24 protein-coding genes are annotated in these 23,293 nt (G+C 59.7%); 8 read left to right on the forward strand and 16 right to left on the reverse strand.

Going from position 1 to position 23,293, the window contains the following annotated elements; translation table 11 throughout:
* Positions 1–24: 24 nt before the first annotated feature.
* The 5 genes from ACQZ5G_RS19395 to chvI form a co-directional block, all read right to left on the reverse strand.
* Complete coding sequence (locus tag ACQZ5G_RS19395; protein ID WP_003521181.1) at positions 25–300, reverse strand: HPr family phosphocarrier protein; 276 nt, start codon at positions 298–300, stop codon at positions 25–27.
* Positions 301–311: 11 nt separating this feature from the next.
* Positions 312–713: a PTS sugar transporter subunit IIA gene (locus ACQZ5G_RS19400; RefSeq protein ID WP_003505374.1), complete on the reverse strand. Its 402-nt coding sequence runs from the start codon at positions 711–713 to the stop codon at positions 312–314.
* Positions 714–838: 125 nt separating this feature from the next.
* Positions 839–1,303: an HPr kinase/phosphorylase gene (locus tag ACQZ5G_RS19405; RefSeq protein WP_448738068.1), complete on the reverse strand. Its 465-nt coding sequence runs from the start codon at positions 1,301–1,303 to the stop codon at positions 839–841.
* Positions 1,293–3,083, reverse strand: coding sequence for a two-component system sensor histidine kinase ChvG (gene chvG / locus ACQZ5G_RS19410; RefSeq protein ID WP_035264114.1), 1,791 nt, complete (start codon positions 3,081–3,083; stop codon positions 1,293–1,295). The genes ACQZ5G_RS19405 and chvG overlap by 11 nt, the downstream gene beginning before the upstream one ends.
* Positions 3,084–3,141: 58 nt before the next feature.
* Complete coding sequence (gene chvI, locus ACQZ5G_RS19415; protein ID WP_003505377.1) at positions 3,142–3,867, reverse strand: two-component system response regulator ChvI; 726 nt, start codon at positions 3,865–3,867, stop codon at positions 3,142–3,144.
* A 339-nt stretch (positions 3,868–4,206) separates the two neighbouring features.
* Between chvI and ACQZ5G_RS19420 the strand changes: the two genes are divergently transcribed.
* The 3 genes from ACQZ5G_RS19420 to lysM all read left to right on the forward strand — a co-directional run bounded on the left by ACQZ5G_RS19420 (position 4,207) and on the right by lysM (position 6,892).
* A complete protein-coding gene (locus ACQZ5G_RS19420; RefSeq protein ID WP_174057577.1) occupies positions 4,207–5,817 on the forward strand; it encodes a phosphoenolpyruvate carboxykinase in 1,611 nt (536 codons plus the stop codon).
* A gap of 112 nt (positions 5,818–5,929) precedes the next feature.
* Complete coding sequence (gene arfB / locus ACQZ5G_RS19425; protein WP_137452555.1) at positions 5,930–6,364, forward strand: alternative ribosome rescue aminoacyl-tRNA hydrolase ArfB; 435 nt, start codon at positions 5,930–5,932, stop codon at positions 6,362–6,364.
* 75 nt (positions 6,365–6,439) lie between these two features.
* Positions 6,440–6,892 carry a peptidoglycan-binding protein LysM gene (gene lysM, locus ACQZ5G_RS19430; RefSeq protein ID WP_448738069.1) on the forward strand — a complete coding sequence of 151 codons (453 nt, stop codon included), beginning with the start codon at positions 6,440–6,442 and terminating at the stop codon, positions 6,890–6,892.
* A gap of 40 nt (positions 6,893–6,932) precedes the next feature.
* Here the strand turns inward: lysM and coaA are convergent, their stop codons facing one another.
* Genes coaA through hisB form a run of 7 tightly spaced genes read right to left on the reverse strand, consistent with a single transcriptional unit; the run spans position 6,933 to position 11,553 of the window.
* Positions 6,933–7,934 (reverse strand): type I pantothenate kinase, encoded by a 1,002-nt coding sequence (gene coaA, locus ACQZ5G_RS19435; RefSeq protein WP_020808714.1) that lies wholly within the window; start codon positions 7,932–7,934, stop codon positions 6,933–6,935.
* Entirely contained in the window at positions 7,931–8,254 is a 324-nt protein-coding gene (locus tag ACQZ5G_RS19440) for a phosphoribosyl-ATP diphosphatase (RefSeq protein ID WP_065114463.1), read from the reverse strand. The genes coaA and ACQZ5G_RS19440 overlap by 4 nt, the downstream gene beginning before the upstream one ends.
* A 15-nt stretch (positions 8,255–8,269) precedes the next feature.
* A complete protein-coding gene (gene hisF, locus ACQZ5G_RS19445; protein WP_142912865.1) occupies positions 8,270–9,046 on the reverse strand; it encodes an imidazole glycerol phosphate synthase subunit HisF in 777 nt (258 codons plus the stop codon).
* Positions 9,043–9,786, reverse strand: coding sequence for a 1-(5-phosphoribosyl)-5-[(5-phosphoribosylamino)methylideneamino]imidazole-4-carboxamide isomerase (gene hisA, locus ACQZ5G_RS19450; RefSeq protein ID WP_448738070.1), 744 nt, complete (start codon positions 9,784–9,786; stop codon positions 9,043–9,045). The genes hisF and hisA overlap by 4 nt, the downstream gene beginning before the upstream one ends.
* A gap of 1 nt (position 9,787) precedes the next feature.
* Positions 9,788–10,438 carry an imidazole glycerol phosphate synthase subunit HisH gene (gene hisH / locus ACQZ5G_RS19455; RefSeq protein WP_003521194.1) on the reverse strand — a complete coding sequence of 217 codons (651 nt, stop codon included), beginning with the start codon at positions 10,436–10,438 and terminating at the stop codon, positions 9,788–9,790.
* Between the two features lies 1 nt (position 10,439).
* Positions 10,440–10,934, reverse strand: a complete 495-nt coding sequence (locus tag ACQZ5G_RS19460) for a DUF2628 domain-containing protein (RefSeq protein WP_448738071.1) — start codon at positions 10,932–10,934, stop codon at positions 10,440–10,442.
* A gap of 22 nt (positions 10,935–10,956) precedes the next feature.
* Positions 10,957–11,553 (reverse strand): imidazoleglycerol-phosphate dehydratase HisB, encoded by a 597-nt coding sequence (gene hisB / locus ACQZ5G_RS19465; protein WP_003521196.1) that lies wholly within the window; start codon positions 11,551–11,553, stop codon positions 10,957–10,959.
* 201 nt (positions 11,554–11,754) lie between these two features.
* Here hisB and hslV point away from each other — a divergent pair, with 201 nt between their 5' ends.
* The 4 genes from hslV to ACQZ5G_RS19485 all read left to right on the forward strand — a co-directional run bounded on the left by hslV (position 11,755) and on the right by ACQZ5G_RS19485 (position 17,128).
* Complete coding sequence (gene hslV, locus ACQZ5G_RS19470) at positions 11,755–12,279, forward strand: ATP-dependent protease subunit HslV (RefSeq protein ID WP_003521197.1); 525 nt, start codon at positions 11,755–11,757, stop codon at positions 12,277–12,279.
* Positions 12,280–12,367: 88 nt separating this feature from the next.
* The gene (hslU, locus tag ACQZ5G_RS19475; RefSeq protein WP_003521199.1) at positions 12,368–13,675 is read left to right on the forward strand and encodes an ATP-dependent protease ATPase subunit HslU; all 1,308 of its coding nucleotides are present in this window, start codon (positions 12,368–12,370) and stop codon (positions 13,673–13,675) included.
* 199 nt (positions 13,676–13,874) lie between these two features.
* Positions 13,875–14,840 carry a DUF1402 family protein gene (locus ACQZ5G_RS19480; protein ID WP_020808722.1) on the forward strand — a complete coding sequence of 322 codons (966 nt, stop codon included), beginning with the start codon at positions 13,875–13,877 and terminating at the stop codon, positions 14,838–14,840.
* A gap of 119 nt (positions 14,841–14,959) precedes the next feature.
* A complete protein-coding gene (locus ACQZ5G_RS19485; RefSeq protein ID WP_448738072.1) occupies positions 14,960–17,128 on the forward strand; it encodes a malate synthase G in 2,169 nt (722 codons plus the stop codon).
* 77 nt (positions 17,129–17,205) lie between these two features.
* Here ACQZ5G_RS19485 and ACQZ5G_RS19490 read toward each other — a convergent pair whose 3' ends face one another.
* Positions 17,206–17,919, reverse strand: a complete 714-nt coding sequence (locus tag ACQZ5G_RS19490) for a L,D-transpeptidase (protein ID WP_003521204.1) — start codon at positions 17,917–17,919, stop codon at positions 17,206–17,208.
* Positions 17,920–18,102: 183 nt separating this feature from the next.
* On the opposite strand from ACQZ5G_RS19490, the gene ACQZ5G_RS19495 reads away from it, so the two are divergent.
* Positions 18,103–18,588, forward strand: coding sequence for an MmcB family DNA repair protein (locus ACQZ5G_RS19495; RefSeq protein WP_004444350.1), 486 nt, complete (start codon positions 18,103–18,105; stop codon positions 18,586–18,588).
* Between the two features lie 6 nt (positions 18,589–18,594).
* On the opposite strand, the gene ACQZ5G_RS19500 is transcribed toward ACQZ5G_RS19495, so the two are convergent.
* From ACQZ5G_RS19500 to hrpB, 3 genes are all read right to left on the reverse strand, one after another.
* Complete coding sequence (locus tag ACQZ5G_RS19500; protein WP_065656794.1) at positions 18,595–19,182, reverse strand: ActR/PrrA/RegA family redox response regulator transcription factor; 588 nt, start codon at positions 19,180–19,182, stop codon at positions 18,595–18,597.
* Between the two features lie 73 nt (positions 19,183–19,255).
* A complete protein-coding gene (actS, locus tag ACQZ5G_RS19505; RefSeq protein ID WP_448738082.1) occupies positions 19,256–20,563 on the reverse strand; it encodes a two-component system sensor histidine kinase ActS in 1,308 nt (435 codons plus the stop codon).
* Positions 20,564–20,592: 29 nt separating this feature from the next.
* A complete protein-coding gene (gene hrpB / locus ACQZ5G_RS19510) occupies positions 20,593–23,079 on the reverse strand; it encodes an ATP-dependent helicase HrpB (protein ID WP_448738073.1) in 2,487 nt (828 codons plus the stop codon).
* Positions 23,080–23,293 lie beyond the last annotated feature (214 nt).

Consider the following 23,293-nt stretch of genomic DNA (forward strand, 5'->3'; position numbering starts at 1 on the left):
TTTATGTCTTTATATGGTGCCGGCTCAGGCTTCTTCGCCGAAGCGGTCGGCGACCAGCGCCTCCAGTGCTTCCAGCGCTTCTTTCGCCTGATTGCCGCTTGCCTCGACATAAACGCTGCAGCCGGGGCTTGCCGCCAGCATCATCAGGCCCATGATGGAGGTGCCGCCAACGGTCATACCATCCTTGGAAACCGTGATCGTCGCGTCAAAACCTTCGACCATCTGCACGAATTTAGCAGAAGCCCGGGCGTGAAGACCGCGTTTGTTGATGATCGGTAGTTCCCGGGAGAATGGCGACATGGGCTGACTTCTCACTTGCCGCTCAAAACGCGGCTGGCGACGTTGATATATTTGCGGCCGGCATCGGATGCGTCCTGAAGGGCCTTGTCCATATTATCTTCGCTGCGAACACCGGCAAGCTTGATCAGCATGGGAAGATTGACCCCTGCGATGACTTCGACATTGCCGTTATTCATGACGGAAATCGCGAGATTGGAAGGCGTGCCGCCGAACATGTCCGTCAGGATGATCACGCCATTGCCGTCATTGGCGCGTGCAACGGCGTCGATGATATCCTGCCGGCGCTGATCCATGTCGTCTTCGGGACCGATACAGACCGTCTCGATCAATTTCTGGGGACCGACGACATGCTCCAACGCATGGCGAAACTCCTCAGCCAGCTTGCCATGGGTGACAAGCACTAGTCCGATCATGAAATGCTCCCTTGCACACGCACTCTCATTGCCGACTATCGCAACGCGGCAATCCTGTCCATCGGTGGGATTTCATCTTGATGAGGAAAATGCGAATCGCAAGCCTAAAATCGCCCGAATCATCGTCACTTCACATTCGTTTCAAAAAGATTCTGAGCAAGTGCAGCAAATTTTCCATAGGGCGTAAGACTGGAAAGCGGAATGCGCAGAAGTCTGATATGCCCGCCGCAGGGTAGGGAAAACACCTCGTCATCTTCGGGAAGTCTTGGATTCGTCCCTGAAAGAATTGTCGTGACCGCAAAATGTAGTGGAGCGCGTGCAACGCTTTTGACGGAAACAATGCCGCTGCCGCGCAATTCCAGCAGACCGGCGATTGCGTCCGGCCGCTCGGCAATGATGTTGTCGCCATCGCGATACACGAAAATCTGATCGTCCGCGATCAGCGCCGCCGGCAATCCGCAGCGTTCCGCCTCCGTCAGGAAACTGAAGGCAAGCTCGCTTTTGCCGCTGCCCGACGGTCCGACGAAAAGGATGCCGGTGTCTTGAACGGTGATGGCGGTGGCGTGCAGGTTGAAGCGTTCAGCGTTCATGGGTTTCGGCCGCCGGCAGCGACAGGGTGAAGCGCGCGCCGGAAATCACGCCATATTTGTCGACCACGTTTTCCGCCCGCAGACTGCCGCCATGGGCTTCGGCGATCTGGCGGCTGATCGAAAGGCCAAGGCCGGAATTCTGTCCGAACCCTTCGCTCGCCGGCCGGTCGGTGTAGAAGCGCTCGAAAATCCGGTCGATGTCTTCGGCCTGAATGCCGGGCCCGTTGTCTTCCACCTGCACGATGCAGCGATCCTTGTGACGGGAAAGGCGCACGGTGATGCGACCGCTTTCCTCGGCAACGAAGGAGCGCGCATTCTCGATGAGGTTGGTGACGATCTGGCCGATACGCAGGTCGTGGCCATTCACCACGAATGATGTTTTCGCACCCGCCTTCCGGTCAACGACATAGTCGATCGTCACGCTTTTCTTCTTGGTGCTTATCTGGCGGGATATGTCCACCAGCCCCTTCATCAGCACATCGAGATCGAGCGGCGAGGCGTCGGCGCGCGCGAGTTCCGCGTCGAGTCGCGAGGCATCCGAAATGTCGCTGATCAGGCGGTCGAGACGGCGCACATCGTGGAAGATGATTTCGGTCAGGCGCTGTTTCGACTCTTCGGTCTTGGCGCGCGGCAGGGTCTCCACGGCGCTGCGCAGCGAGGTCAGCGGGTTCTTGAGTTCATGGCTGACATCGGCGGCGAAGCTTTCGATGGCGTCGATACGGTCGTAAAGCGCCGTCGTCATTTCACGCAGCGCAATCGAAAGATTGCCGATCTCATCCTGACGCGCCGAGAAATCCGGTATTTCCTCGCGGGTTCTCGCCCCGCGGCGCACGCGGATTGCGGCCGCCGAAAGCCGCCGCAGCGGCGTGGCGATGGTCGAGGACAGGAGCAGCGACAGCACGATATTGACCAGCGTGGCGATGCCGAAGACACGCATGATGGCCAGGCGCTCCGCATGCACGATCTTGTCGATATCGCCCGCTTGCGTGGAGAGCAGCAGAACGCCAAGCACAGCCCGGAAGCGCTGCACCGGCACGGCGACTGAAACGATCAGCTCGCCCTTTTCGGTGACGCGCACCACCGCGCCGCGCACGCCCGTCAATGCATTCATCACTTCCGGATAGATCGAGCCGTCGCCGCCAGGCGCTTCCTTATATTGCGGCAGGCTGCTCGGTTGCAGCATGCGGTTGAACATGCTGGTGAACCAGTCGCCCCAGGTCTGCGTCTCCGGCGTCACCGGCGGCAGATCGAAGCGCAGCACCTGGCCGCGCGAATAAAGATGACGGGAATCGAGCAGCAGGTTGGCGTCGGCATCGAACAACCGTGCGCGGGTACGTGTCGGCGAAATCAGCCGCCGCAGCACCGGCGCCACCCGTTCCGGATTGATCGGGAAACTCAAGTCCTCGTCATTGGGGGCGGGGGTAATGCTCTGCCCCGCCTGCAATTCGAGCAGCTTTTCCGGATTGATGGTGATCGAATTGGTATCGACGGAGGCGGAAGCCGAGACCGCACCGGCGATGATCTCGCCCTGCGTCAGCAGGCTTTCCACGCGCGCATCGATCAGCCCTTCGCGGAACTGGTTGAGATAGAGAATGCCGCCGACCAGAACCACCGTCGCCGCGACGTTGAAAAAAAGGATGCGGCGCGTGAGGCTGGAAAACACCGCATTGCCGAAAATGCGCCGGATGATCGTCAGCGGATGGATACGATGGCGGCGTTCGCTGCCGCGTTCTTCGGCATCGTCGCTGTCCGAGACGGTTTCCGGCGTTTTCTTCAACACGTATTCAAGTCCTCACCCCCCCCATATCGGGTGGTCCCTTCTGCGCGAGTCGGCTTCTTCAAGCCGCTTCGCGGAAGCGATATCCTACGCCATAAAGCGTTTCAATCATATCGAAGTCGCCATCGACCAGTTTGAACTTCTTGCGAAGACGCTTGATGTGGCTGTCGATGGTGCGGTCGTCCACATAGACCTGTTCGTCATAGGCGGCATCCATCAGCGCGTCGCGGCTTTTCACCACGCCCGGCCGCTGCGCCAGCGAATGCAGGATGAGGAATTCGGTGACCGTCAGCGTCACCGGCTCACCCTTCCAGGTGCAGGTGTGGCGTTCCTGGTCCATGGCGAGCTGCCCGCGCTCCAGCGTGCGCGCTTGCTGATCGGCGGTCGGCTTCAGCACGCTGCCGGTTGCGGCGGACGCCTCACGGCTGCTGGCGCGGCGCAGGATGGCCTTGACGCGTTCCACCAGAAGGCGCTGCGAGAAGGGTTTCGTGATGAAGTCGTCCGCACCCATCTTAAGGCCGAACAACTCGTCGATCTCTTCATCCTTGGAGGTGAGGAAGATGACCGGCAGGTCCGACTTCTGGCGAAGGCGCCGCAAAAGCTCCATGCCGTCCATGCGTGGCATCTTAATATCGAAAATGGCGAGCTGCGGCGGACGGGCGATCAGCCCGTCAAGCGCGGAAGCGCCGTCCGTATACGTTTCGACCCGGTAGCCTTCGGCTTCGAGCGCGATCGATACCGAAGTCAGAATATTCCGGTCGTCGTCGACAAGCGCGATCGTCTGCATGTAGTTGGTCTCCATCGTCATTTTCTCGTAACTCCCGACATTCACCCAGCCAAGGTTGTGCGCCGCGAGCCACTCTCATGAGTATAAAGGTGGAACAAATTGTGGCAAAGGAAAACTCGCTCCGAAATCGCCGGTCAGGCGGGAGCGGATTTTGCGAAAAGGCCGCAGCTGGATTTTAATGCGTCTTCAACCGATTTAAAAAGAAATAAAATCTTTTAAATCGATTAATATATTGAAATTGCTAAGTTTTTTAAAGTGCGGCTCTTGCGTTTCTAAAAGCTGCCACGTATTTTCCGAGGAAATTTCAACGTCCTTATCGTCATTAACAAGGAACGCGTCATGAACGAGCTTGGGGTTCATAATCCTGCCAATGGAGTTGCGGAACTCGGACTGGGCGAGGCCTCCCGCGTCTTTTATAACCTCAACGAGAGCGAATTATACGAAGAGGCGATCCGCAATGGCGAGGCCGAACTGACCATCGATGGCGCGCTGCGCGCCGTCACCGGCCAGCACACGGGCCGTTCTCCGAAGGACAAATTCGTCGTCCGCGACGCGTCCACCGAGAACACCATCTGGTGGGACAACAACAAGCCGCTTTCGCCGGAAAATTTCGAGCTGCTGCGTCAGGACATGCTGGCCCATGCCGCCGGCAAGACGCTTTACGTGCAGGACCTGATCGGCGGCGCCGATGAGGAAAATGCTCTGCCGACACGCGTCGTCACCGAACTTGCCTGGCATTCGCTGTTCATCCGCAATCTGCTGATCCGTCCGAAGCGGGAGAAACTGGCTGGCTTCAAGCAGAAGCTCACCATCATCAACCTGCCAAGCTTCAAGGCCGATCCGGCCCGTCACGGTGTCCGTTCGGAAACCGTCATCGCCTGCGATCTGACCAACGGCCTCGTTCTCATCGGCGGCACGTCCTATGCCGGCGAAAACAAGAAGTCGGTCTTCACGGTACTGAACTACCTGCTGCCGGCCAAGGGCGTCATGCCCATGCATTGCTCCGCCAATGTCGGTCCGCAGGGTGATTCCGCCGTGTTCTTCGGCCTCTCCGGCACCGGCAAGACCACGCTGTCTGCCGATCCTTCGCGCACGCTGATCGGCGATGACGAACATGGCTGGGGCGAGCACGGTATCTTCAATTTCGAAGGCGGCTGCTATGCCAAGGCGATCAAGCTTTCGGCCGAAGCCGAGCCGGAAATCTACGCCGCGACCCGCCGTTTCGGCACGGTTCTTGAGAACGTCGTGCTGGACGAAAACCGCGTCCCTGATTTCAACGACAACTCGCTGACGGAAAACACCCGCAGCGCCTATCCGCTGCACTTCATTCCGAATGCATCGGAAACGGGCATTGCCGGCCATCCGAAGACGATCATCATGCTGACGGCGGATGCCTTTGGCGTGCTGCCGCCGATTGCCCGGCTGACGCCGGAACAGGCCATGTACCACTTCCTCTCCGGTTATACCGCAAAGGTTGCCGGCACGGAAAAGGGCGTGACCGAGCCGGAAGCGACCTTCTCCACCTGCTTCGGCGCACCCTTCATGCCGCGCCACCCGGCGGAATACGGCAACCTGCTGCGCGAACTGATAGGCAAGCATGGTGTGGATTGCTGGCTGGTCAATACCGGCTGGACCGGCGGTGCTTACGGCATCGGCAAGCGCATGCCCATCAAGGCGACCCGCGCGCTTTTGACCGCCGCACTGACCGGCGACCTGAAGAATGCGGAATTCCGCACCGACGCGAATTTCGGTTTCGCCGTACCGCTGTCGCTTGATGGCGTCGACAGTGCGATCCTCGATCCGCGTTCGACCTGGGCCGATGGCGCAGCCTATGACGCGCAGGCGAAGAAGCTGGTGTCGATGTTCGTCACCAACTTCACCAAGTTCGAAGACCACGTCGACAGTAAGGTTCGCGACGCCGCACCGGGCCTTTTGCTCGCGGCTGAATGAATGAAGCCTCATTTATGAGGAGGAGGGGACCCGGCCTTGTGCCGGGTTCTTTCGTTTGGCCTGCTGTTTCCATTCCTGCCGATCTATGGCATCACCGGCGCGGAGAAAGATCATGGCCAGCGACCCGCTTTACATCAGCAACCGTATCACCATCGCCGGCTGGGAGCTGACGGAGCAATTCGTGCTGGCCGGCGGGCCGGGCGGCCAGAACGTCAACAAGGTCTCGACGGCGGTTCAGCTGTTTTTCGACATTGCCAGTTCACCCTCCCTTCCGGATCGGGTAAAGACCAATGCACTGCGCCTTGGTGGCAGGCGCGTTTCGAAAGACGGCGTGCTGATGATCGAGGCAAGCCGGTTTCGCAGCCAGGAGCGCAATCGCGAAGACGCGCGCGAAAGGCTGAAGGAACTGATCCTCGAAGCTGCCGCCCCTCCGCCGCCGGTGCGCAAGGCCACCAAGCCAACCAAGGGCTCCGTCGAGCGCCGCCTCAAGGCGAAGTCCGGTCGCTCCGATATCAAGAAAATGCGCGGCAAGCCCTCGGGCGAATAGGGGCCAAATGTTTCGCCCTTGTCATAGAGCTTCAAATATCGTCTGGTAAGCCTCCCTACAACCAAGGAGGGTGCTATGGGTCTGTTCAATTTCATCAAGGAAGCGGGAAAGAAGCTCGGTATCGGCGGCGATGATGCCCCGGATGTCGAAGCGGTCAAGAAGGAACTCGCTTCCCACGATCTCGGCACGGACAAGGTTCAGGTCGAGGTGGTGGATGACAAGGTTGTTCTGAAGGGCGAAGTGGCTGATCAGTCGGTTTTTGAAAAGGCGGTCATCGCGGTCGGCAATACGCTCGGCATTTCCAAGGTCGAGGCCGGTGAGCTGAAAGTGACTGAGGCGCCGGCGAAAGAACCCGTCTTCTACACGGTCAAGAAGGGCGACAATCTCTGGAAGATTGCGGAAGCCCAGTACGGCAAGGCCAATGGCGCGAAGAACAACATCATCTTCGAAGCCAACAAGCCGATGCTGACCCACCCCGACAAGATTTACCCCGGCCAGGTTCTGCGTATTCCTGACCTTGCGTCATAACGGGTTTTAACCGCCGAAGGTGCCGCCACGCGCGGCATCTTCACAGCTTGCGAAGCGCTACCGTGTCGATCAGGTGGTTCTTGCCCTTGCGAAGAATAAGATCGGCGCGCGGGCGCGTCGGCACGATGTTCTGCCGCAGGTTCTTCAGGTTGATGTTCTGCCACAGCCCTTCGGCAATGCTCAACGCCGCTTCTTCACTGATCGAGGCATAACGGTTGAAGAACGAATTGGGATCGCGGAAGGCGGTTTTTCTCAGATTCATGAACCGGTTCACATACCAGTTGTGAATGAGACCCTCGTCGGCGTCGATATAGATCGAGAAATCGAAGAAGTCGGAAACGATCGGCACGATCCGCCCGCCTGCCGGCAGGTCGCGTGATTGCAGCACGTTGATGCCTTCGAAGATGAGAATATCCGGCTGGTCGATGACAGTGAACTCGTTCGGCAGAACGTCGTAGGTCAGGTGCGAATAACGCGGCGCCTTCACATTCGGCTGGCCCGCCTTGATCGCCGACAGGAAACGCAGGAGCGCGCCGATATCGTAGCTTTCGGGAAAGCCCTTGCGCTCCATCAGATTCTCGCGCCGCAGAACCTCATTCGGATAAAGAAATCCGTCTGTCGTAATGAGATCGACCTTGGGGCTGGAGGGCCAACGGGCCAGAAGTTCCTTCAGGATACGCGCCGTCGTCGATTTTCCAACCGCCACGGAGCCGGCAATGCCGATAACGAAAGGCGTCTTGTTGACATCCGCCATGTTGAGAAAGCGGTTGCGCTGTTCGAACAGCAGCTGCGATGCCTCTACATGCGATGACAGGAGGCGCGAGAGCGACAGGTAGATGCGCCGCACTTCATCCAGATCGATCGGGTCGTCCAGCGAGCGCAGACGTTTGACCTCGTCGGCAGAAAGCGTCAGCGGCGTATCGGCACGAAACTTCGACCATTCTTCCGAACTGAAGAAGTGGTAGGGCGAATATTCATCCGGCCGGAAATGATCGAGTGTGCTCGGCATGCCTCTCTCCCCGCTGCCTGCCTCGACATTCATGATGTCGGCCTCGCCGCCTTTTCCGCAAGGCCAGTCTGCCCCGTCCGGCGTTCCAGTTCGGCAAAAACGTCGCTCAATGGAATGTCGGCGATCTTCAGTACCACCAGCAGATGGTAAAGCAGGTCGGCGGCCTCGTTCTTCAGCCCGTCACGGTCTTTCGCGATGGCCGCGATGACGGCCTCCACTGCCTCTTCACCGAGTTTTTTGGCCGCGCGTTCCTGGCCGGCAGCAACCAGCTTGGCCGTCCAGGATTCGTCAGGAGAGGCAGCGGCACGGGTCGCGACGATGCGTTCCAGATCGGAAAGGGAAAATGCGCTCATGGGAAGTTCCTGCAATCAGTCGAGACGCATGGCGATGCCGTGCTCGGCCATATAGGTCTTGGCTTGCCCGATCGAATAGGTGCCGAAGTGGAAGATGGAGGCGGCAAGCACCGCAGTCGCGTGACCATCACGAACGCCCGCCACCAGATCGTCCAGCGTGCCGACGCCGCCGGAGGCTATGACGGGCACGCGAACCTGATCGGCGATGCTGCGTGTCAGGCCGATATCGTATCCGCTCTTGGTGCCGTCGCGATCCATCGAGGTAACGAGCAATTCGCCGGCGCCGCGTTCGACCATCTTGATGGCGAATTCCACGGCGTCGATACCCGTCGGCTGGCGTCCGCCATGGGTGAAGATTTCCCAGCGGCCTTCTTCTCCATCCTTCGAAACCCGCTTGGCGTCGATGGAAACGACGATGCACTGGTTGCCGAACTTGTCGGCCGCCTGCGCCACGAAATCCGGATCCTTGACGGCTGCGGAATTGATCGAGACCTTGTCCGCACCGCAAAGGAGCAGCTTGCGAATATCCGCGACGCTGCGAACCCCGCCACCGACGGTCAGCGGCATGAAGCAATGATCGGCGGTACGCGAGACGACATCGAAGATCGTGTCGCGATTATCCGAAGAGGCGGTAATGTCGAGGAAGCAGAGTTCGTCCGCTCCCGCCGCATCATAGGCTTTCGCTGCCTCGACCGGGTCGCCGGCGTCGATCAGGTCGACGAAGTTCACGCCCTTGACGACACGGCCGTCTTTCACATCGAGGCAGGGAATAACGCGGGCTTTGAGGGTCATGCGTTTACCTCCTTTGCAGCCTTGATAAGGGCAAGCGCCTCGGCGGGGTCGATGCGGCCGTCGTAAAGCGCGCGGCCGGAAATCGCGCCCTCGAGCTTTGACGCATCCGGCTGCAACATGCGCTTGATGTCGTCGATGGAGGCGAGTCCGCCGGAGGCGATGACCGGGATGGAAACAGCATCCGCCAGTTCCAGCGTCGAAGCCCAGTTGATGCCGGCCAGAATGCCGTCGCGATCGATATCTGTGTAGATGATGGCCGCGACACCGGCACCTTCGAAGCGCTTGGCTAGTTCGATGACGCCGAGTTCGGACGCTTCCGCCCAGCCCTCAACAGCGACCTTGCCACCCTTGGCATCGATGCCGACGGCGACCTGACCGGGGAAACGCTTGCAGGCTTCAAGAACCAGAACCGGATCGCGCACCGCCACAGTGCCGAGAATGACGCGCGCAAGCCCGCGGCTCAGCCACGCTTCGATATGATCGAGCGTGCGGATGCCGCCGCCGAGCTGTACCGGATTTTTCGTCGCTTTCAGAATGGCGTCGACCGCCTCGCCATTGACCGTCTGGCCGGCAAAGGCGCCGTTGAGATCAACGACATGCAGCCATTCGAAGCCTTGGTCTTCGAAGGCCTTGGCCTGTGCGCCGGGGTCCTCGTTATAAACGGTGGCCTGCTCCATATCGCCGAGTTTCAGGCGAACGCACTGGCCGTCTTTAAGGTCGATTGCGGGAAAAAGAATCATGTCAGGGCTTCCAGCGCAGGAAATTGGAAATCAGGGCAAGGCCGAGCGTCTGGCTCTTTTCCGGGTGGAATTGCGCACCCGCCATATTGTCGCGGCCGACGAAAGCCGTCATCGCGCCACCGTAATTGGTGGTGGCGATGACATCCGTCGAGTGCTTGGCGGCCAGGTGATAGGAATGCACGAAATAGGCGTGCAACCCGTCCGCGCCGGTCTTGATACCGTCGAACAACGGATGGGCGTGGCGGATTTCCAGCGTGTTCCAGCCGATCTGCGGAATCTTCAGGCTCGGATCGGACGGCGTCATTTCCACGACGTCGCCTTCGATCCAGCCGAGCCCGGTGCTGACCGTCTTTTCCAGCCCGCGCGAGGACATGAGCTGCATGCCGACGCAGATACCAAGAAAGGGATGGGCCTTTTTCTCCACGGCTTCGATGAGTGCGTCATGCATGCCGGGAACAGCGTCGAGACCGGCGCGGCAATCCGCATAGGCGCCGACGCCCGGCAGCACGATGCGGTCCGCCGAGGCGACATGATCCGGCTTGTCGGTCAGGTCGATGGTTGCATTGATGCCGGCTTCGCGGGCGGCACGCTCGAAAGCTTTTGTGGCCGAACGCAGGTTGCCCGAACCGTAGTCGATGATCGCGACACGCATGTCAGCGCCTTCCATTCAAGTCGAAAAGAAACGATCCGGCGGGATCGTTGACGAAGTTTTTGTTGCCGCTCTTTTGCGGCGAAGGGGTCCAGACCGGCTGGGACAGCTCTTCCGCCATCTCGGTGTTTTCGGAGAGACCGGAGAAATATATGTCTTCGGCGCTCGAAAGATCAGGGGCGGAAACGACGGATGTCAGCGTCCAACCCTTACGGATCAGGTGCCGGACGAGAAAATCGCGTCCCTCCAGCGCCGTGATGAGCCCGATGGCGAAACCGCAGAGAATGCCGATCGGTTCGAATCCGGCTAATATCGAGACCTGCCCAGCCAGAAGAAGCGCTATGACAACGATAGCCGTTGCCAGCCACAGCCGGTTGATCGCGAGCCATAGCCAGGGCGCAATGAGAGCCAGCCAGACGAAACGGTCTGCGATGAAGCGGGTCGTCTTGTGGTCCCTGTCCGGCCCGTTGGGGGCTTCCAGAACGAGATAGCTTGTCATGGGCTTCCTGACAGCTTTGGCGTCAGGCCAGCATGCCCTTCGTGGAGGGAACGCGGCCTGCCTGCCGGGGGTCGATCTCGGTTGCCGTGCGAAGAACGCGGGCAACGGCCTTGAAGCATGTTTCGGCGATATGATGGTTGTTGGCGCCGTAATGGTTCAGGATATGCAGTGTGATGCCGGCATTCTGCGCCAGCGCCTGGAAGAATTCGCGCACCAGTTCGGTATCGAAGGTGCCGATCTTCGGCGCGGAAAAATTGACGTTCCAGACGAGGAAAGGCCGGCCGGAGATATCGACGGCGGCCTTGGTCATCGTCTCGTCCATGGCAAGATCGAGCGAGGCATAACGGGTAATGCCGCGCCGGTCGCCCAGCGCCCTGGCAATGGCCTGGCCGATGGCGATGCCGGTATCTTCCACGGTGTGGTGGTCATCGATATGCAGGTCGCCCTGAACTTCGATTTCCATGTCGATCAGCGAATGGCGGCTGAGCTGGTCCAGCATATGGTCGAAAAATCCCACGCCGGTGGAAATTTTCGATTTGCCGGTGCCGTCGATATCCACGCGCACCGAAACCGAGGTTTCGTTGGTCTTGCGGATAATCTCGCCTTTACGTTCTGCCATTTTGGCCGCTCCGTGAAAATGTTGCCGTTCCTTATCAGCACGGGACACAAATATCCAGTTGTTCCATCGTCTTGCCTGACATGCTCAAAACGGTGCGTCGCCTCGAAGATTGCAATCGCAAAAAGCAAACTTACATAGAACCCGAGAAGGGCCGCATCCCGGCCCGTTAACCGCAGGCCCGGCAGGGCAGACAGGTGTTTGATGACAACAATTATTACAGTCAGAAAGGGCGGCAAGGTCGTCATGGCTGGCGACGGTCAGGTAAGCCTTGGCCAGACCGTCATGAAGGGCAATGCCCGCAAGGTTCGCCGCATCGGCAAGGGTGAAGTGATTGCCGGTTTTGCCGGTGCAACAGCGGATGCTTTTACGCTGCTTGACCGTCTTGAAAAGAAACTCGAGCAATATCCGGGCCAGCTCATGCGCGCCGCCGTAGAGCTTGCGAAGGACTGGCGCACGGATAAATATCTGCGCAATCTCGAAGCCATGATGCTGGTGGCCGATAAATCCACAACGCTCGCCATCACCGGAAATGGCGATGTGCTGGAGCCCGAGCATGGCGCGATCGCCATTGGTTCCGGCGGCAACTACGCCTTTGCGGCTGCCCGCGCCATGATGGATACGGACAAATCGGCTGAAGAGGTGGCGCGCCAGTCGCTCGATATTGCCGCCGATATCTGCGTTTATACCAACCACAATCTCGTCGTCGAAACGCTCGACGCCGAATAAGCCAGTTTTCTCACCCCCATTTCTCACCCAAGGGTCCTGTGGGCCGGGCCGGAATGGCCGGCCGGAACAGGAAAGCCGAGAGGATAGAATGACCACTTTTTCTCCCCGGGAAATCGTCTCGGAACTCGACCGCTTCATCATCGGCCAGCATGAGGCCAAACGTGCGGTCGCGATTGCGCTGCGTAACCGCTGGCGCCGCCAGCAGCTCGATGAGAGTCTGCGCGACGAAGTCATGCCGAAAAACATTCTCATGATCGGGCCGACCGGTGTCGGCAAGACGGAGATTTCCCGCCGCCTCGCGAAGCTGGCCGGCGCGCCCTTCATCAAGGTCGAGGCGACCAAGTTCACCGAAGTCGGTTATGTCGGCCGCGATGTCGAGCAGATCATTCGCGATCTGGTCGAGATCGGTATCGGCCTCGTGCGTGAAAAGAAGCGCGCCGAAGTACAGGCCAAGGCGCACCAGAGCGCCGAGGAGCGGGTGCTCGATGCGCTGGTTGGCGCAACCGCCTCGCCCGGCACGCGCGAAAGCTTCCGCAAGAAGCTGCGCGACGGCGAACTGGACGACAAGGAAATCGATATCGAAGTGGCGGATAGCGGATCGGGCATGCCCGGTTTCGAAATTCCCGGCATGCCGGGCGCCAATATCGGCGTTCTCAATCTGTCGGAAATGTTCGGCAAGGCCATGGGCGGACGCACCAAGAAGGTGCGCACGACGGTATCGAAATCCTATGCCGATCTGATCCGCGATGAATCCGACAAGCTGCTCGACAATGAAATGATCCAGCGCGAGGCGGTGAAGTCGGTCGAAAATGACGGCATCGTCTTCCTCGACGAAATTGACAAGATCGCCGCCCGCGACGGCGGCATGGGTGCCGGCGTCTCGCGCGAAGGCGTGCAGCGCGATTTGCTACCGCTTGTCGAAGGCACGACGGTTTCGACGAAATATGGACCGGTCAAAACCGACCACGTCCTCTTCATTGCATCGGGCGCCTTCCATGTTGCGAAGCCGTCGGATCTTCTGCCGGAGCTTCAGGGCCGTCTGCCGATCCGCGTCGAGCTGAAGCCGCTGACCAAGGAGGATTTCCGCCGCATCCTGACGGAGACGGAAGCAAGCCTCATTCGCCAGTATAAGGCGCTGATGGCGACGGAAGAACTGGATCTCGATTTCACCGACGATGCAATCGATGCTCTGGCCGATGTGGCGGTTCATCTCAACTCCTCGGTTGAGAATATCGGTGCCCGCCGCCTGCAGACGGTGATGGAGCGTGTTCTGGACGAAATTTCCTTCAATGCGCCGGATCGCGGCGGTTCCGCCGTCAAGATCGATCAGGAATATGTCCGCAAACATGTCGGCGATCTCGCCGCCGATACGGATTTGTCCCGCTATATTCTCTGAAGATTTCAGGGATACGAGAAAGAAGAGTGCGGCCATATTTGCCGCACTCTTTTATTTTATCCGCCTTGTCTCGCATTCAGCCCGCATTTTGTTTATGGGAAGGGCTGCATTCCGGTTGGAACCGCTTTAGTGGAATGATCCGGTTTTCCCAGCACCTTTCGCTGGCGGAAGCCGCAGGCTTGAGAAAAGGCATTCGCTCGTGCGCAAAACTCTTCTGGCATTTGCCGCTGCTTTGACGTTCACCGTCACCGCGTCTTCTTACGTCGAAGCCGCGACGGTCGTTCCGCCAGGCAATCGCAATGCCGAACAGCCCGGCGTTCCCGGCGCTTCCGCAAAAAGAACAAAGGCGTCCAACACCTCTTTCGAGCGCAAGTACCAGAAGGTCATCGATCTTTTGTCCTCCGACAAGGCGCTGATCGCCAAGATCAAGTCGACGGCCGGGCGCTACGGCATCGATCCGATCCATATGATCGGCGCGATCGTTGGCGAACACACTTATAATGTCGACGCCTATGACCGGCTGCAGTCCTATTACGTCAAGGCGGCTTCTTACGCGGGCAACAGCTTCCGTTTCGGCTACAAGGACGAAACCATTGCGCAGTTCCTGACCCATTCGCAATTTGCCAAATGCCAGTCGAAGAGGGATTCATACAGCCTCTGGAACTGTCGGGAAGATGTCTGGGAAGACAGTTTCCGCGGCAAGACGGTCGATGGTGTCGCCTACCCGAACAACCGTTTCAGCGCCGTGTTTTTCCAGCCCTTCTATGCCGGCCAGACCTTCGGCCTCGGCCAGATCAACCCGCTGACCGCGCTGATGTTGTCCGACATGGTGTCCAGAACTTCGGGCTATGAGAAGCTGGATGAGAACGACGCCACCGCCGTCTACACCGCCATCATGGATCCTGATCGGTCGCTCGCTTTCATGGCGGCGTCCATCCGCAAGTCTATCGACGACTATAGATCTATTGCCGACATGGATATTTCGAAAAATCCGGGTGTGACCTCGACGCTTTATAATGTCGGCGGATCGCAGCAGCGTGCTGCCGCTCTTGCCCAGAAGAACCGCCAGCGAGCCGCAGGCGGGGAGCAGCCCCTGTTGCCGGAGGAAAATTATTACGGCTGGCTGGTGAATGACCGGATCAAGGATCTGCAGGCGCTTTTGTAGAAAAAGGCGACTATCACTCGCATTGTTTCCAAAATGGAAATAATATTTGGCTGTCCGCCGCAATTGACGAGCGGCCGTCTCCGCGTCCAATCTGTGCCTTCAGAATAGAGGAGGCGCATGTGAGCCGCACGAATAAATTCGGTCTTTCCATCGATGACAGGCTTTATGCCTTTTTGACTGACGACGTCCTGCCCGGCACGGGTCTGGACAGCGAGGCGTTCTTCGAAGGTTTTTCGACCATTGTTCACGAGCTTTCTCCGAAGAACCGCGAATTGCTGGCAAAGCGTGACGCCCTGCAGGAAAAGCTGGATGGCTGGTATCGGCAGAATGGCGCGCCGGCGGATTTTGACGCCTATGAGGGCTTTCTGAAGGAAATCGGCTATCTGCTGCCGGAAGGTCCCGGCTTCCAGGTGGAAACCAGCAATGTCGACCCGGAAATCGCCGCCGTCGCCGGCCCGCAGCTCGTCGTCCCGGTCATGAATGCGCGTTATGCGCTGAATGCGGCCAATGCCCGCTGGGGTTCGCTCTACGACGCGCTTTACGGCACGGATGCTATTTCTGACGCCGACGGTGCGGAGAAGGGCAGGGGGTACAATCCGAAGCGCGGTGAAAAGGTCATTGCCTGGGCGCGAAACTTCCTCGATGAATCCGCGCCGCTGGAAACGGGAAGCTGGTCCGAGGTGACCGGTTTCAGGATCGAGGATGGCCTGTTGCAGCTTGCTATCGGCGACGCCAGGACTGGTCTCAAGGATGCAGCCCAGTTTGAGGGTTTCAGCGGCGAAGCGGCAAAGCCTGCAACGATCCTGCTCGGCAAGAATGGTTTGCACACCGAAATCGTCATCGATCTCACGACCGAAATCGGCAAGGGTGACAAGGCGGGAATCTCCGATGTCATTCTCGAATCCGCGCTCACGACCATCATGGATTGTGAGGATTCGGTTGCCGCCGTCGATGCCGAAGACAAGGTGCTGGTTTATGGCAACTGGCTTGGCTTGATGCGCGGCGACCTGACCGAAGAAGTCTCCAAGGGCGGCAAGACCTTCACCCGCAGCCTCAACCCGGATCGTTATTATACCGCTCTCAGCGGTTCTGCGCTCACACTGCCCGGCCGTTCCCTGATGCTGGTGCGCAATGTCGGTCATCTTATGACCAATCCGGCGATCTTCGACAGGGACGGTCGGGAGGTGCCCGAGGGCATCATGGACGCCGTCGTCACGGCGTTGATCGCCCTCTATGATGTCGGTCCATCCGGGCGGCGTCAGAATTCCCGCGCCGGCTCCATGTATGTCGTCAAGCCGAAGATGCACGGGCCGGAGGAAGTGGCCTTCGCCAACGAAATCTTCAGCCGGGTCGAAAAGCTTGTCGGCATGGCGCCCAACACCATGAAGATGGGCATCATGGATGAGGAGCGCCGCACCACGGTCAACCTCAAGGAAAGTATTCGCGCGGCGAAGGATCGCGTCGTCTTCATCAATACGGGTTTCCTCGACCGTACCGGCGACGAAATCCACACCTCGATGGAAGCGGGTCCGATGATCCGCAAGGGCGACATGAAGCAGGCGGCATGGATCGCGGCTTACGAGAACTGGAACGTCGATATCGGCCTCGAATGCGGCCTTTCCGGCCATGCGCAGATCGGCAAGGGCATGTGGGCCATGCCGGACCTGATGGCCGCGATGCTGGAGCAGAAGATCGCGCATCCGAAGGCCGGCGCCAACACCGCCTGGGTGCCGTCGCCGACGGCGGCGACGCTGCATGCCACGCATTATCACAAGGTCGATGTCGCTGCCGTTCAGGAAGGTTTGAAAAGCCGCGGCCGTGCGAAGCTTTCCGATATTCTGTCGGTGCCGGTCGCGCCGCGTCCCAACTGGACGCCGGAAGAAATCCAGCGCGAACTCGACAACAACGCGCAGGGCATTCTCGGATACGTCGTGCGCTGGGTCGATCAGGGCGTTGGTTGCTCCAAGGTGCCGGATATCAACAATATCGGGCTGATGGAAGACCGCGCCACGCTGCGCATCTCCGCGCAGCATATGGCGAACTGGCTGCGCCATGGCGTGGTGACAGAGGGGCAGATCGTCGAGACCATGAAGCGCATGGCAGCCGTGGTCGATGCGCAGAATGCCGGCGATCCGGCCTATCTGCCGATGGCATCCGATTTCGATGGCTCGGTGGCATTTCAGGCGGCTGTCGAACTGGTGCTGAAGGGCCGCGAACAGCCGAACGGCTACACCGAGCCGGTTCTGCACCGCCGTCGTCTGGAACTGAAGGCCAAGCAGGCGGCCTGAAGCCGTCAGCAGTCCTGAGAAACAAAAAAGCCGCCGGGGAAATCCACGGCGGCTTTTTCTTGTCTGGTATGTGATCTTTACTGGATCACGATGACCTTGGTGCTGCGGCCGGGACGAACGCGGCTGTAAAGGTCGATGACGTCCTGGTTGATCATGCGGATGCAGCCGGAAGAGGCGGCGGTGCCGATCGAGGCCCATTCGGGCGAACCATGGATGCGGAACAGCGTGTCCTGTCCCTTTTCATTGAAGAGATACATGGCGCGCGCGCCGAGCGGGTTGGTAAGACCCGGACCCATGCCAGCCTCGACATATTTGGCGACTTCCGGCTTACGGTCCGCCATTTCTTTCGGCGGATGCCACATCGGCCATTCCTGCTTCCAGGCGACATAGGCCTCACCGGCCCAGGCGAAACCCGCCTTGCCGACGCCGATGCCGTAGCGAACCGCGCGGTTGCCGGAGAGGATGTAATAGAGGTAACGCTCACGCGTATTGACGATGATGGTGCCGGCGCGTTCGGATGTCTGGAATTCGACGATCTGACGGCGGTACTTCTCATTCACACGATTGATCGGAATGGCCGGCAGCGCATAGCCCGCATCGGTTACGGGACCGTAGACATCGTTGAAGATCTGGACCGTTTCGACCTTTGCCGGAACGGGGTCAGCAACCGGGACTGACGCTGCGATCTTGCCGGAGGTCGGAGCGGAGGATTGGGAGGTAGTTTCGGCGCAGCCGGCCAGAGCCAGTGCTGCCGTCAGACCGAGTGCGGTCAATGGGGTACGGATGCGCATGTCGTTCTCGCGGAAAATTCGCCAAATTGTGCGAAAGAGTAGGCTTAATTGGATAAATCGGTTATTTTCCATTCAGCCGCTCTTGGCAAGCCGTTGCGCCGCCGCGAAACGGTCGCGCATTTAAAAATGCCGGTTGATTGCCTTTTTGCAACAATAGGCCAAACGCTTCAGCAGCCTTTATCCATGACTATTCTTTCCGTTACCAACAATAATCCGTTAATAGACGGTCGCCAGTCGGACAAAGCGATGCTTGTGCGCCGCGGCGTTCAGGTGCTTTTGCACGAAATGCGCCATTCGGTGCTGCCCGAACTGCCCCTTGCCAGCGGGCGACGGGCAGATCTCATCAGCCTGTCGGTCAAGGGTGAGATCTGGATCATTGAAATCAAATCCTCCATCGAGGATTTCCGTGTCGATCGTAAATGGCCGGAATACCGCCTGCATTGCGACCGGCTGTTCTTCGCCACCCATCCGGAAGTCCCGACCGACATATTCCCCGAGGAATGCGGGCTGATCCTGTCGGATGGCTATGGTGCCCACATGCTGCGCGATGCGCCGGAGCACAAATTGCCGCCGGCGACCCGCAAGTCGGTGATGCTGGATTTCTCGCGAACCGCCGCAACCCGGCTGATGCTGGCTGAATGGACGACCGGGCGCAGCTTCGGAGAATGACGTCGGTTATTTGGGTGCGCGCTTGGCGAGAATGCGCTGCAGCGTTCGCCGGTGCATGTTCAGCCGGCGGGCGGTTTCCGAAACGTTGCGCTCGCACATTTCATAGACACGCTGAATATGCTCCCACCGAACCCGGTCTGCCGACATCGGGTTTTCGGGGACTTCGGTCTTTTCGCCCTTGCGCTGCGTCAGCGCATTGAACACATCGTCCGCATCGGCGGGCTTGGCCAGATAATCCAGCGCTCCAAGCTTCACGGCGGTGACGGCGGTTGCGATATTGCCGTAGCCGGTCAGAACGACGATCTGCGTATCGTCCCGGTTCTGCCTGATGGCCTCGATCACTTCCAGACCGTTGCCATCCGCAAGCCTCAGATCGACAACCGCATATTTCGGCGGTGCAGCTCTGGAGCGGGCAATACCATCGCTGACCGTCTCGGCGGTGTCGACGGTAAAGCCGCGTGTTTCCATCGCCCGGGCAAGCCGGCGCAGAAACGGGCCGTCATCATCGACGATCAGCAACGATCTGTCGGGTCCGATCGGGTCGACATCGTCCGTTGGCGCGCTGGTGGAGTTGTTCTGGTCTTCTGTCTTCATGTTTCCGGCCTTCCGGCAACTTCGTCGGCTTGGTTTTCTTCTTCTTATCGCCGCTTCAACGTGGATGGTAAAGTCAACGGCTTCTTTTATCGTCCATAAGCGCCCGAGGCCAGACGATTGTGACCCGCGCTCCGGTTCCGCTCGCACCACGATTTTCAAAGATCACGGTGGCGCCGGAGCGCTCCAGCAGGGTCTTGGCGATGAAAAGCCCGAGCCCGAGCCCGCCCGCCCGTGTGTCATTGTGACGTTCGGTCACATAGGGCTCGCCGATACGGGCAAGCACGTCATGGGCATATCCCGGCCCATCGTCTTCAATGATGACGGCGACGTTCTGCTGATCGTAATCCACCGTCACGGTCACCTTTTCCCGCGCATAATCCACGCCGTTTTCAATGAGGTTGCCAAGACCGTAGATGATACCGGCATTGCGGATACCGACCGGCTCGTCGGCGCGATTGTTCTTTTCAATGAGTTCGAGGCGGATGCCGAATTCCCGGTGCGGCGCCATCACTTCCTCGATCAGCGAGGAGAGCGGCAGGCGGCGCATGTGCTCCTCATTGTCGGCGGAAAGCGAGGTGAGGCGGCGCAGAATGTCACGGCATCTTTCGCTCTGGCTGCGCAGCAGGGCTATATCTTCGCCGAATTTTTCGTCGTTTCCGAGTTCCCGCTCCATCTCCTTCGCGACGACACTGATGGTCGCGAGCGGCGTGCCAAGCTCATGCGCCGCTGCCGCCGCGAGCCCATCCAGCTGCGAGAGATGTTTTTCCCGCTCCAGCACCAGCTCGGTTGCAGCCAGCGCATCCGCCAGCTGATTGGCCTCATGTGAAACGCGATAGGCGTAAAAGGCCGCGAAAGAGGTTGTGGCGATGATCGCGACCCAGGTGCCGACATGCAGCAGAAGCTGGATCGGCAAAACCTCGCCTGGATACCACGGAACCGGAAAGGGCGAAAAAGCGATCGCGGTCGAGCAGATGACGGCAAAGCCGAGGAGAATGAGCGAATGCCGCAGCGGCTGGGAGGCAAAGGCAATGATGACCTGCACGCAGATCAGCGGCGCGAAGGGATTGGAAAGTCCGCCGGTGATGTAAATGAGCGCCGTCAATTGCAGCAGGTCGAAGGCCAGCAGCAATGTCGCTTCCCAGGGCTCCAGACGATAGGTGGAGGGAAAACGGGCGGTAAGAAACAGATTTGCAAGAGCGAGTGCCGCGATCAGAAGGCCGCAGGCCAGAAGCGGCAGGGGGAAATTGAGCCCGAAGGCGACAAGCAGGATCGTTGCCGTCTGTCCCGCAACCGCCAGCCAGCGCAGCCAGACGATGGTCTGCAGCCTTATCCTGCGGCTGGCGCGGCCGAGCCTCGTGGTTTCGATAGAATGGCCAGCCACCGTCATCTCCTTTGCCCTGTTCATCATCGTCACGTCCCGCGCGGTTTTGCACGGCTGGTCGGCAGGGCCGATGCCGGGTCCTCCGGCCATGGATGCCGTGGATAGCGCCCGCGCATATCCGCCCGCACATCCTTCCAGGATCCCGCCCAGAAGCCGGGAAGATCGCGTGTCGTCTGTATCGGCCTGTGCGCCGGGGAGGTCAATTCCAGCAATAGCGGCAACCGCCCCTGCGCAATGGACGGGTGGGCTCTCAGCCCGAAAAGTTCCTGCACGCGAATGGAAAGCGTCGGTTCGCTGGCGTCGTAACGGATGGGATGCCGCTGGCCCGTCGGTGCTTCGAAATGCGTCGGCGCCAACTTGGCGAGATCGCGCGCTACCTCATGCGGCACCAGAGACTGGATCCCTTCGGAGAGGCTGCCGGGCCGGATGTCATGCAGGCTGCGCGCACCGTTCTGAAAAGGGACGAACCATTCGTCCAGCTTGGAGAGCAACGCCTCGTCGCTGACATCCGGCCAGGGCTCCCCGATACTGGCGTTCAGAAAGCCGATCCTGTCGCGCAACTGCAGCGTCTCTTTCGAAAAAGGAAGAATGCCGATGCCGAATTCCCGAACGCCATTGGCGAGCGCCTGTGCGGCCTGTTCACCCTCCGGACGGGGCAGGGGTGTCTCATCGAGGATGATGGCGCCAAGCCGCGTCACCTTTCGCGCGCGCGCCTGGCCGCTCGCCTTGTCGAAAAGCAGCTGGTCCTGCTGAACGATGAGGTGCGGCATCCGCTCTTCTATATCGGTCCTCTCTATGCCTGCCGCCGCAAGGATGCGCGGCTGCGCCGCTCGCCCCGTAATATCCGCTACCACCAGCATTTTGCTCGCCGCCAGCCGTTCTGTCTCGGCAAGCTCTGCGCCACGCCCGTTGGCCATCACATAACGTCCCCGCGCGCCACGCTGAAGCGCGATTCTGTCCGGATAGGCATGCAGCAGCAGCGGCCCGGCCTCACTCGGCAACTCGGTTGCCGCCGTCTTGTCACCGATCGCGTCGAACAGCCTCGATGCCAGCTTGCGCGCCGCCTGCGCCCTTTCGCTCCTGTCGGAAAGAAAGCGCCGCAGCCGTTCATCGAGATCGATATCGTTTCCGCCGAGCCCCTGTTCCGTCAGCATGACGGCGAGCATCGCCGCCTTTTTCCCCGCGCCTTCGCTTGCCGCCGCAATCGCCATGGCCGCCAGCCGTGGCGGCAATGAAAGGCCGCGCATCAGATGGCCGCGCTGCGTCAGCGCTCCGCCTTTGTCGAGCGCGCCCAGATTTTTGAGAAGCGCGACCGATTCTTTAAGTGCGGCTTCGGGGGGCATATCCAGAAAGGCAAGAGAAGAGGGATCCTGAACACCCCAATGGGCGAGATCGAGCGCAAGGCCGGCAAGATCGCTCGCCAGAATTTGCGGTGGCGTAAAGGCGTTGAGCGCCGCAGTCTGCCCCGGATGCCACAGGCGGATCGCAACACCGGGTTCCGTTCGCCCGGCGCGACCCGCCCGCTGGTCGGCGGAAGCGCGCGACACCCGCACTGTCTCCAGTCTCGTGATTCCAGTTGCCGGCTCGAAGACAGGTAGTCGCTGCAATCCGCTGTCGATCACCACACGCACGCCATCGATGGTAATCGAGGTCTCTGCGATTGAGGTGGCCAGCACGATCTTGCGCCGTCCAGCCGGCGCCGGCTTTATCGCCGCATCCTGCTCCTTCTGCGAAAGGTTGCCGTAAAGCGGGATGATATCCGTATCTGCGGGAAAACGTCCCTCCAGCCGCGTGGCCGTTCGGGTAATTTCCGCCTGTCCCGGTAGAAAGGCGAGGATGGAGCCGGTTTCCGACCCATGGGCCTCAGTGATCGCCTTGGTGACTTTCTCTTCAATCGGCACGCCCTGCCAACGATCCTCATAACGAACCTCGATTGGAAACGTCCGCCCAAGGCTCTGAATGACCGGGGCGCCTGCCATCAGCGTGCTGATGCGTTCGACATCGAGAGTGGCGGACATGACGAGGATACGCAGATCGTCCCGCAACCCACCCTGCACATCGAGCGCAAGCGCCAGTCCGAAATCGCCGTCGAGCGAACGTTCGTGAAACTCGTCGAAAATCACCGTCGAAACGCCGCGAAGTTCAGGATCGTCCAGGACCATCCGGGCAAACACGCCTTCGGTCACCACTTCTATCCGGGTTTTCGAGGAGACGCGATTGTCGAGCCGCATACGATAGCCGACGGTTTGCCCGACATCCTCATGAAGCAGTTCGGCCATGCGCCCGGCTGCGGCACGGGCGGCAAGCCGGCGGGGCTCGAGAAGAATGATCTTGCCGTCACCCCGCCAGTCCTGCTGCAAAAGATGAAGCGGCACGAGCGTCGTTTTACCCGCGCCCGGTGGAGCAGAAAGAACTGCGCGCTTCGCCCCCGCCAGAGCCTCGGCGATATCGCCGAGAACGGCACTGACGGGAAGTTCGGGCAACTCGGTCTTTATAGGAACGGGCATTCTGGTCATGCAAACAGGCCTGCGGCATCTGGGGTGGTGTTTAAGCGTCTCATATGCCGTTTCTAATGCAGGGCCCAGCACTTTGACAGCCGTATGTAAGGAGCAGGCAAATGCTCCGACGTCAAAGTTACGGTTCCTTGCGCGCTATTTGCAGTCAGGGCCGGAGGGCAGGCATTGGGCGCGTGGCGAAATGTCGGAAGATTCCGTCTCTTTCTCCGGTTCT

The sequence above is a fragment of the Agrobacterium sp. 22-214-1 genome, assembly GCF_053522465.1.

Coding starts and splice junctions, on each gene's coding strand:
- ACQZ5G_RS19395 (WP_003521181.1), bottom strand. CDS start 300: ATGTCGCCATTCTCCCGGGAACTACCGATCATCAACAAACGCGGTCTT.
- ACQZ5G_RS19400 (WP_003505374.1), bottom strand. CDS start 713: ATGATCGGACTAGTGCTTGTCACCCATGGCAAGCTGGCTGAGGAGTTT.
- ACQZ5G_RS19405 (WP_448738068.1), bottom strand. CDS start 1,303: ATGAACGCTGAACGCTTCAACCTGCACGCCACCGCCATCACCGTTCAA.
- chvI (WP_003505377.1), bottom strand. CDS start 3,867: ATGCAGACGATCGCGCTTGTCGACGACGACCGGAATATTCTGACTTCG.
- ACQZ5G_RS19420 (WP_174057577.1), top strand. CDS start 4,207: ATGAACGAGCTTGGGGTTCATAATCCTGCCAATGGAGTTGCGGAACTC.
- arfB (WP_137452555.1), top strand. CDS start 5,930: ATGGCCAGCGACCCGCTTTACATCAGCAACCGTATCACCATCGCCGGC.
- lysM (WP_448738069.1), top strand. CDS start 6,440: ATGGGTCTGTTCAATTTCATCAAGGAAGCGGGAAAGAAGCTCGGTATC.
- coaA (WP_020808714.1), bottom strand. CDS start 7,934: ATGAATGTCGAGGCAGGCAGCGGGGAGAGAGGCATGCCGAGCACACTC.
- ACQZ5G_RS19440 (WP_065114463.1), bottom strand. CDS start 8,254: ATGAGCGCATTTTCCCTTTCCGATCTGGAACGCATCGTCGCGACCCGT.
- hisF (WP_142912865.1), bottom strand. CDS start 9,046: ATGACCCTCAAAGCCCGCGTTATTCCCTGCCTCGATGTGAAAGACGGC.
- hisA (WP_448738070.1), bottom strand. CDS start 9,786: ATGATTCTTTTTCCCGCAATCGACCTTAAAGACGGCCAGTGCGTTCGC.
- hisH (WP_003521194.1), bottom strand. CDS start 10,438: ATGCGTGTCGCGATCATCGACTACGGTTCGGGCAACCTGCGTTCGGCC.
- ACQZ5G_RS19460 (WP_448738071.1), bottom strand. CDS start 10,934: ATGACAAGCTATCTCGTTCTGGAAGCCCCCAACGGGCCGGACAGGGAC.
- hisB (WP_003521196.1), bottom strand. CDS start 11,553: ATGGCAGAACGTAAAGGCGAGATTATCCGCAAGACCAACGAAACCTCG.
- hslV (WP_003521197.1), top strand. CDS start 11,755: ATGACAACAATTATTACAGTCAGAAAGGGCGGCAAGGTCGTCATGGCT.
- hslU (WP_003521199.1), top strand. CDS start 12,368: ATGACCACTTTTTCTCCCCGGGAAATCGTCTCGGAACTCGACCGCTTC.
- ACQZ5G_RS19490 (WP_003521204.1), bottom strand. CDS start 17,919: ATGCGCATCCGTACCCCATTGACCGCACTCGGTCTGACGGCAGCACTG.
- ACQZ5G_RS19495 (WP_004444350.1), top strand. CDS start 18,103: ATGACTATTCTTTCCGTTACCAACAATAATCCGTTAATAGACGGTCGC.
- ACQZ5G_RS19500 (WP_065656794.1), bottom strand. CDS start 19,182: ATGAAGACAGAAGACCAGAACAACTCCACCAGCGCGCCAACGGACGAT.
- hrpB (WP_448738073.1), bottom strand. CDS start 23,079: ATGACCAGAATGCCCGTTCCTATAAAGACCGAGTTGCCCGAACTTCCC.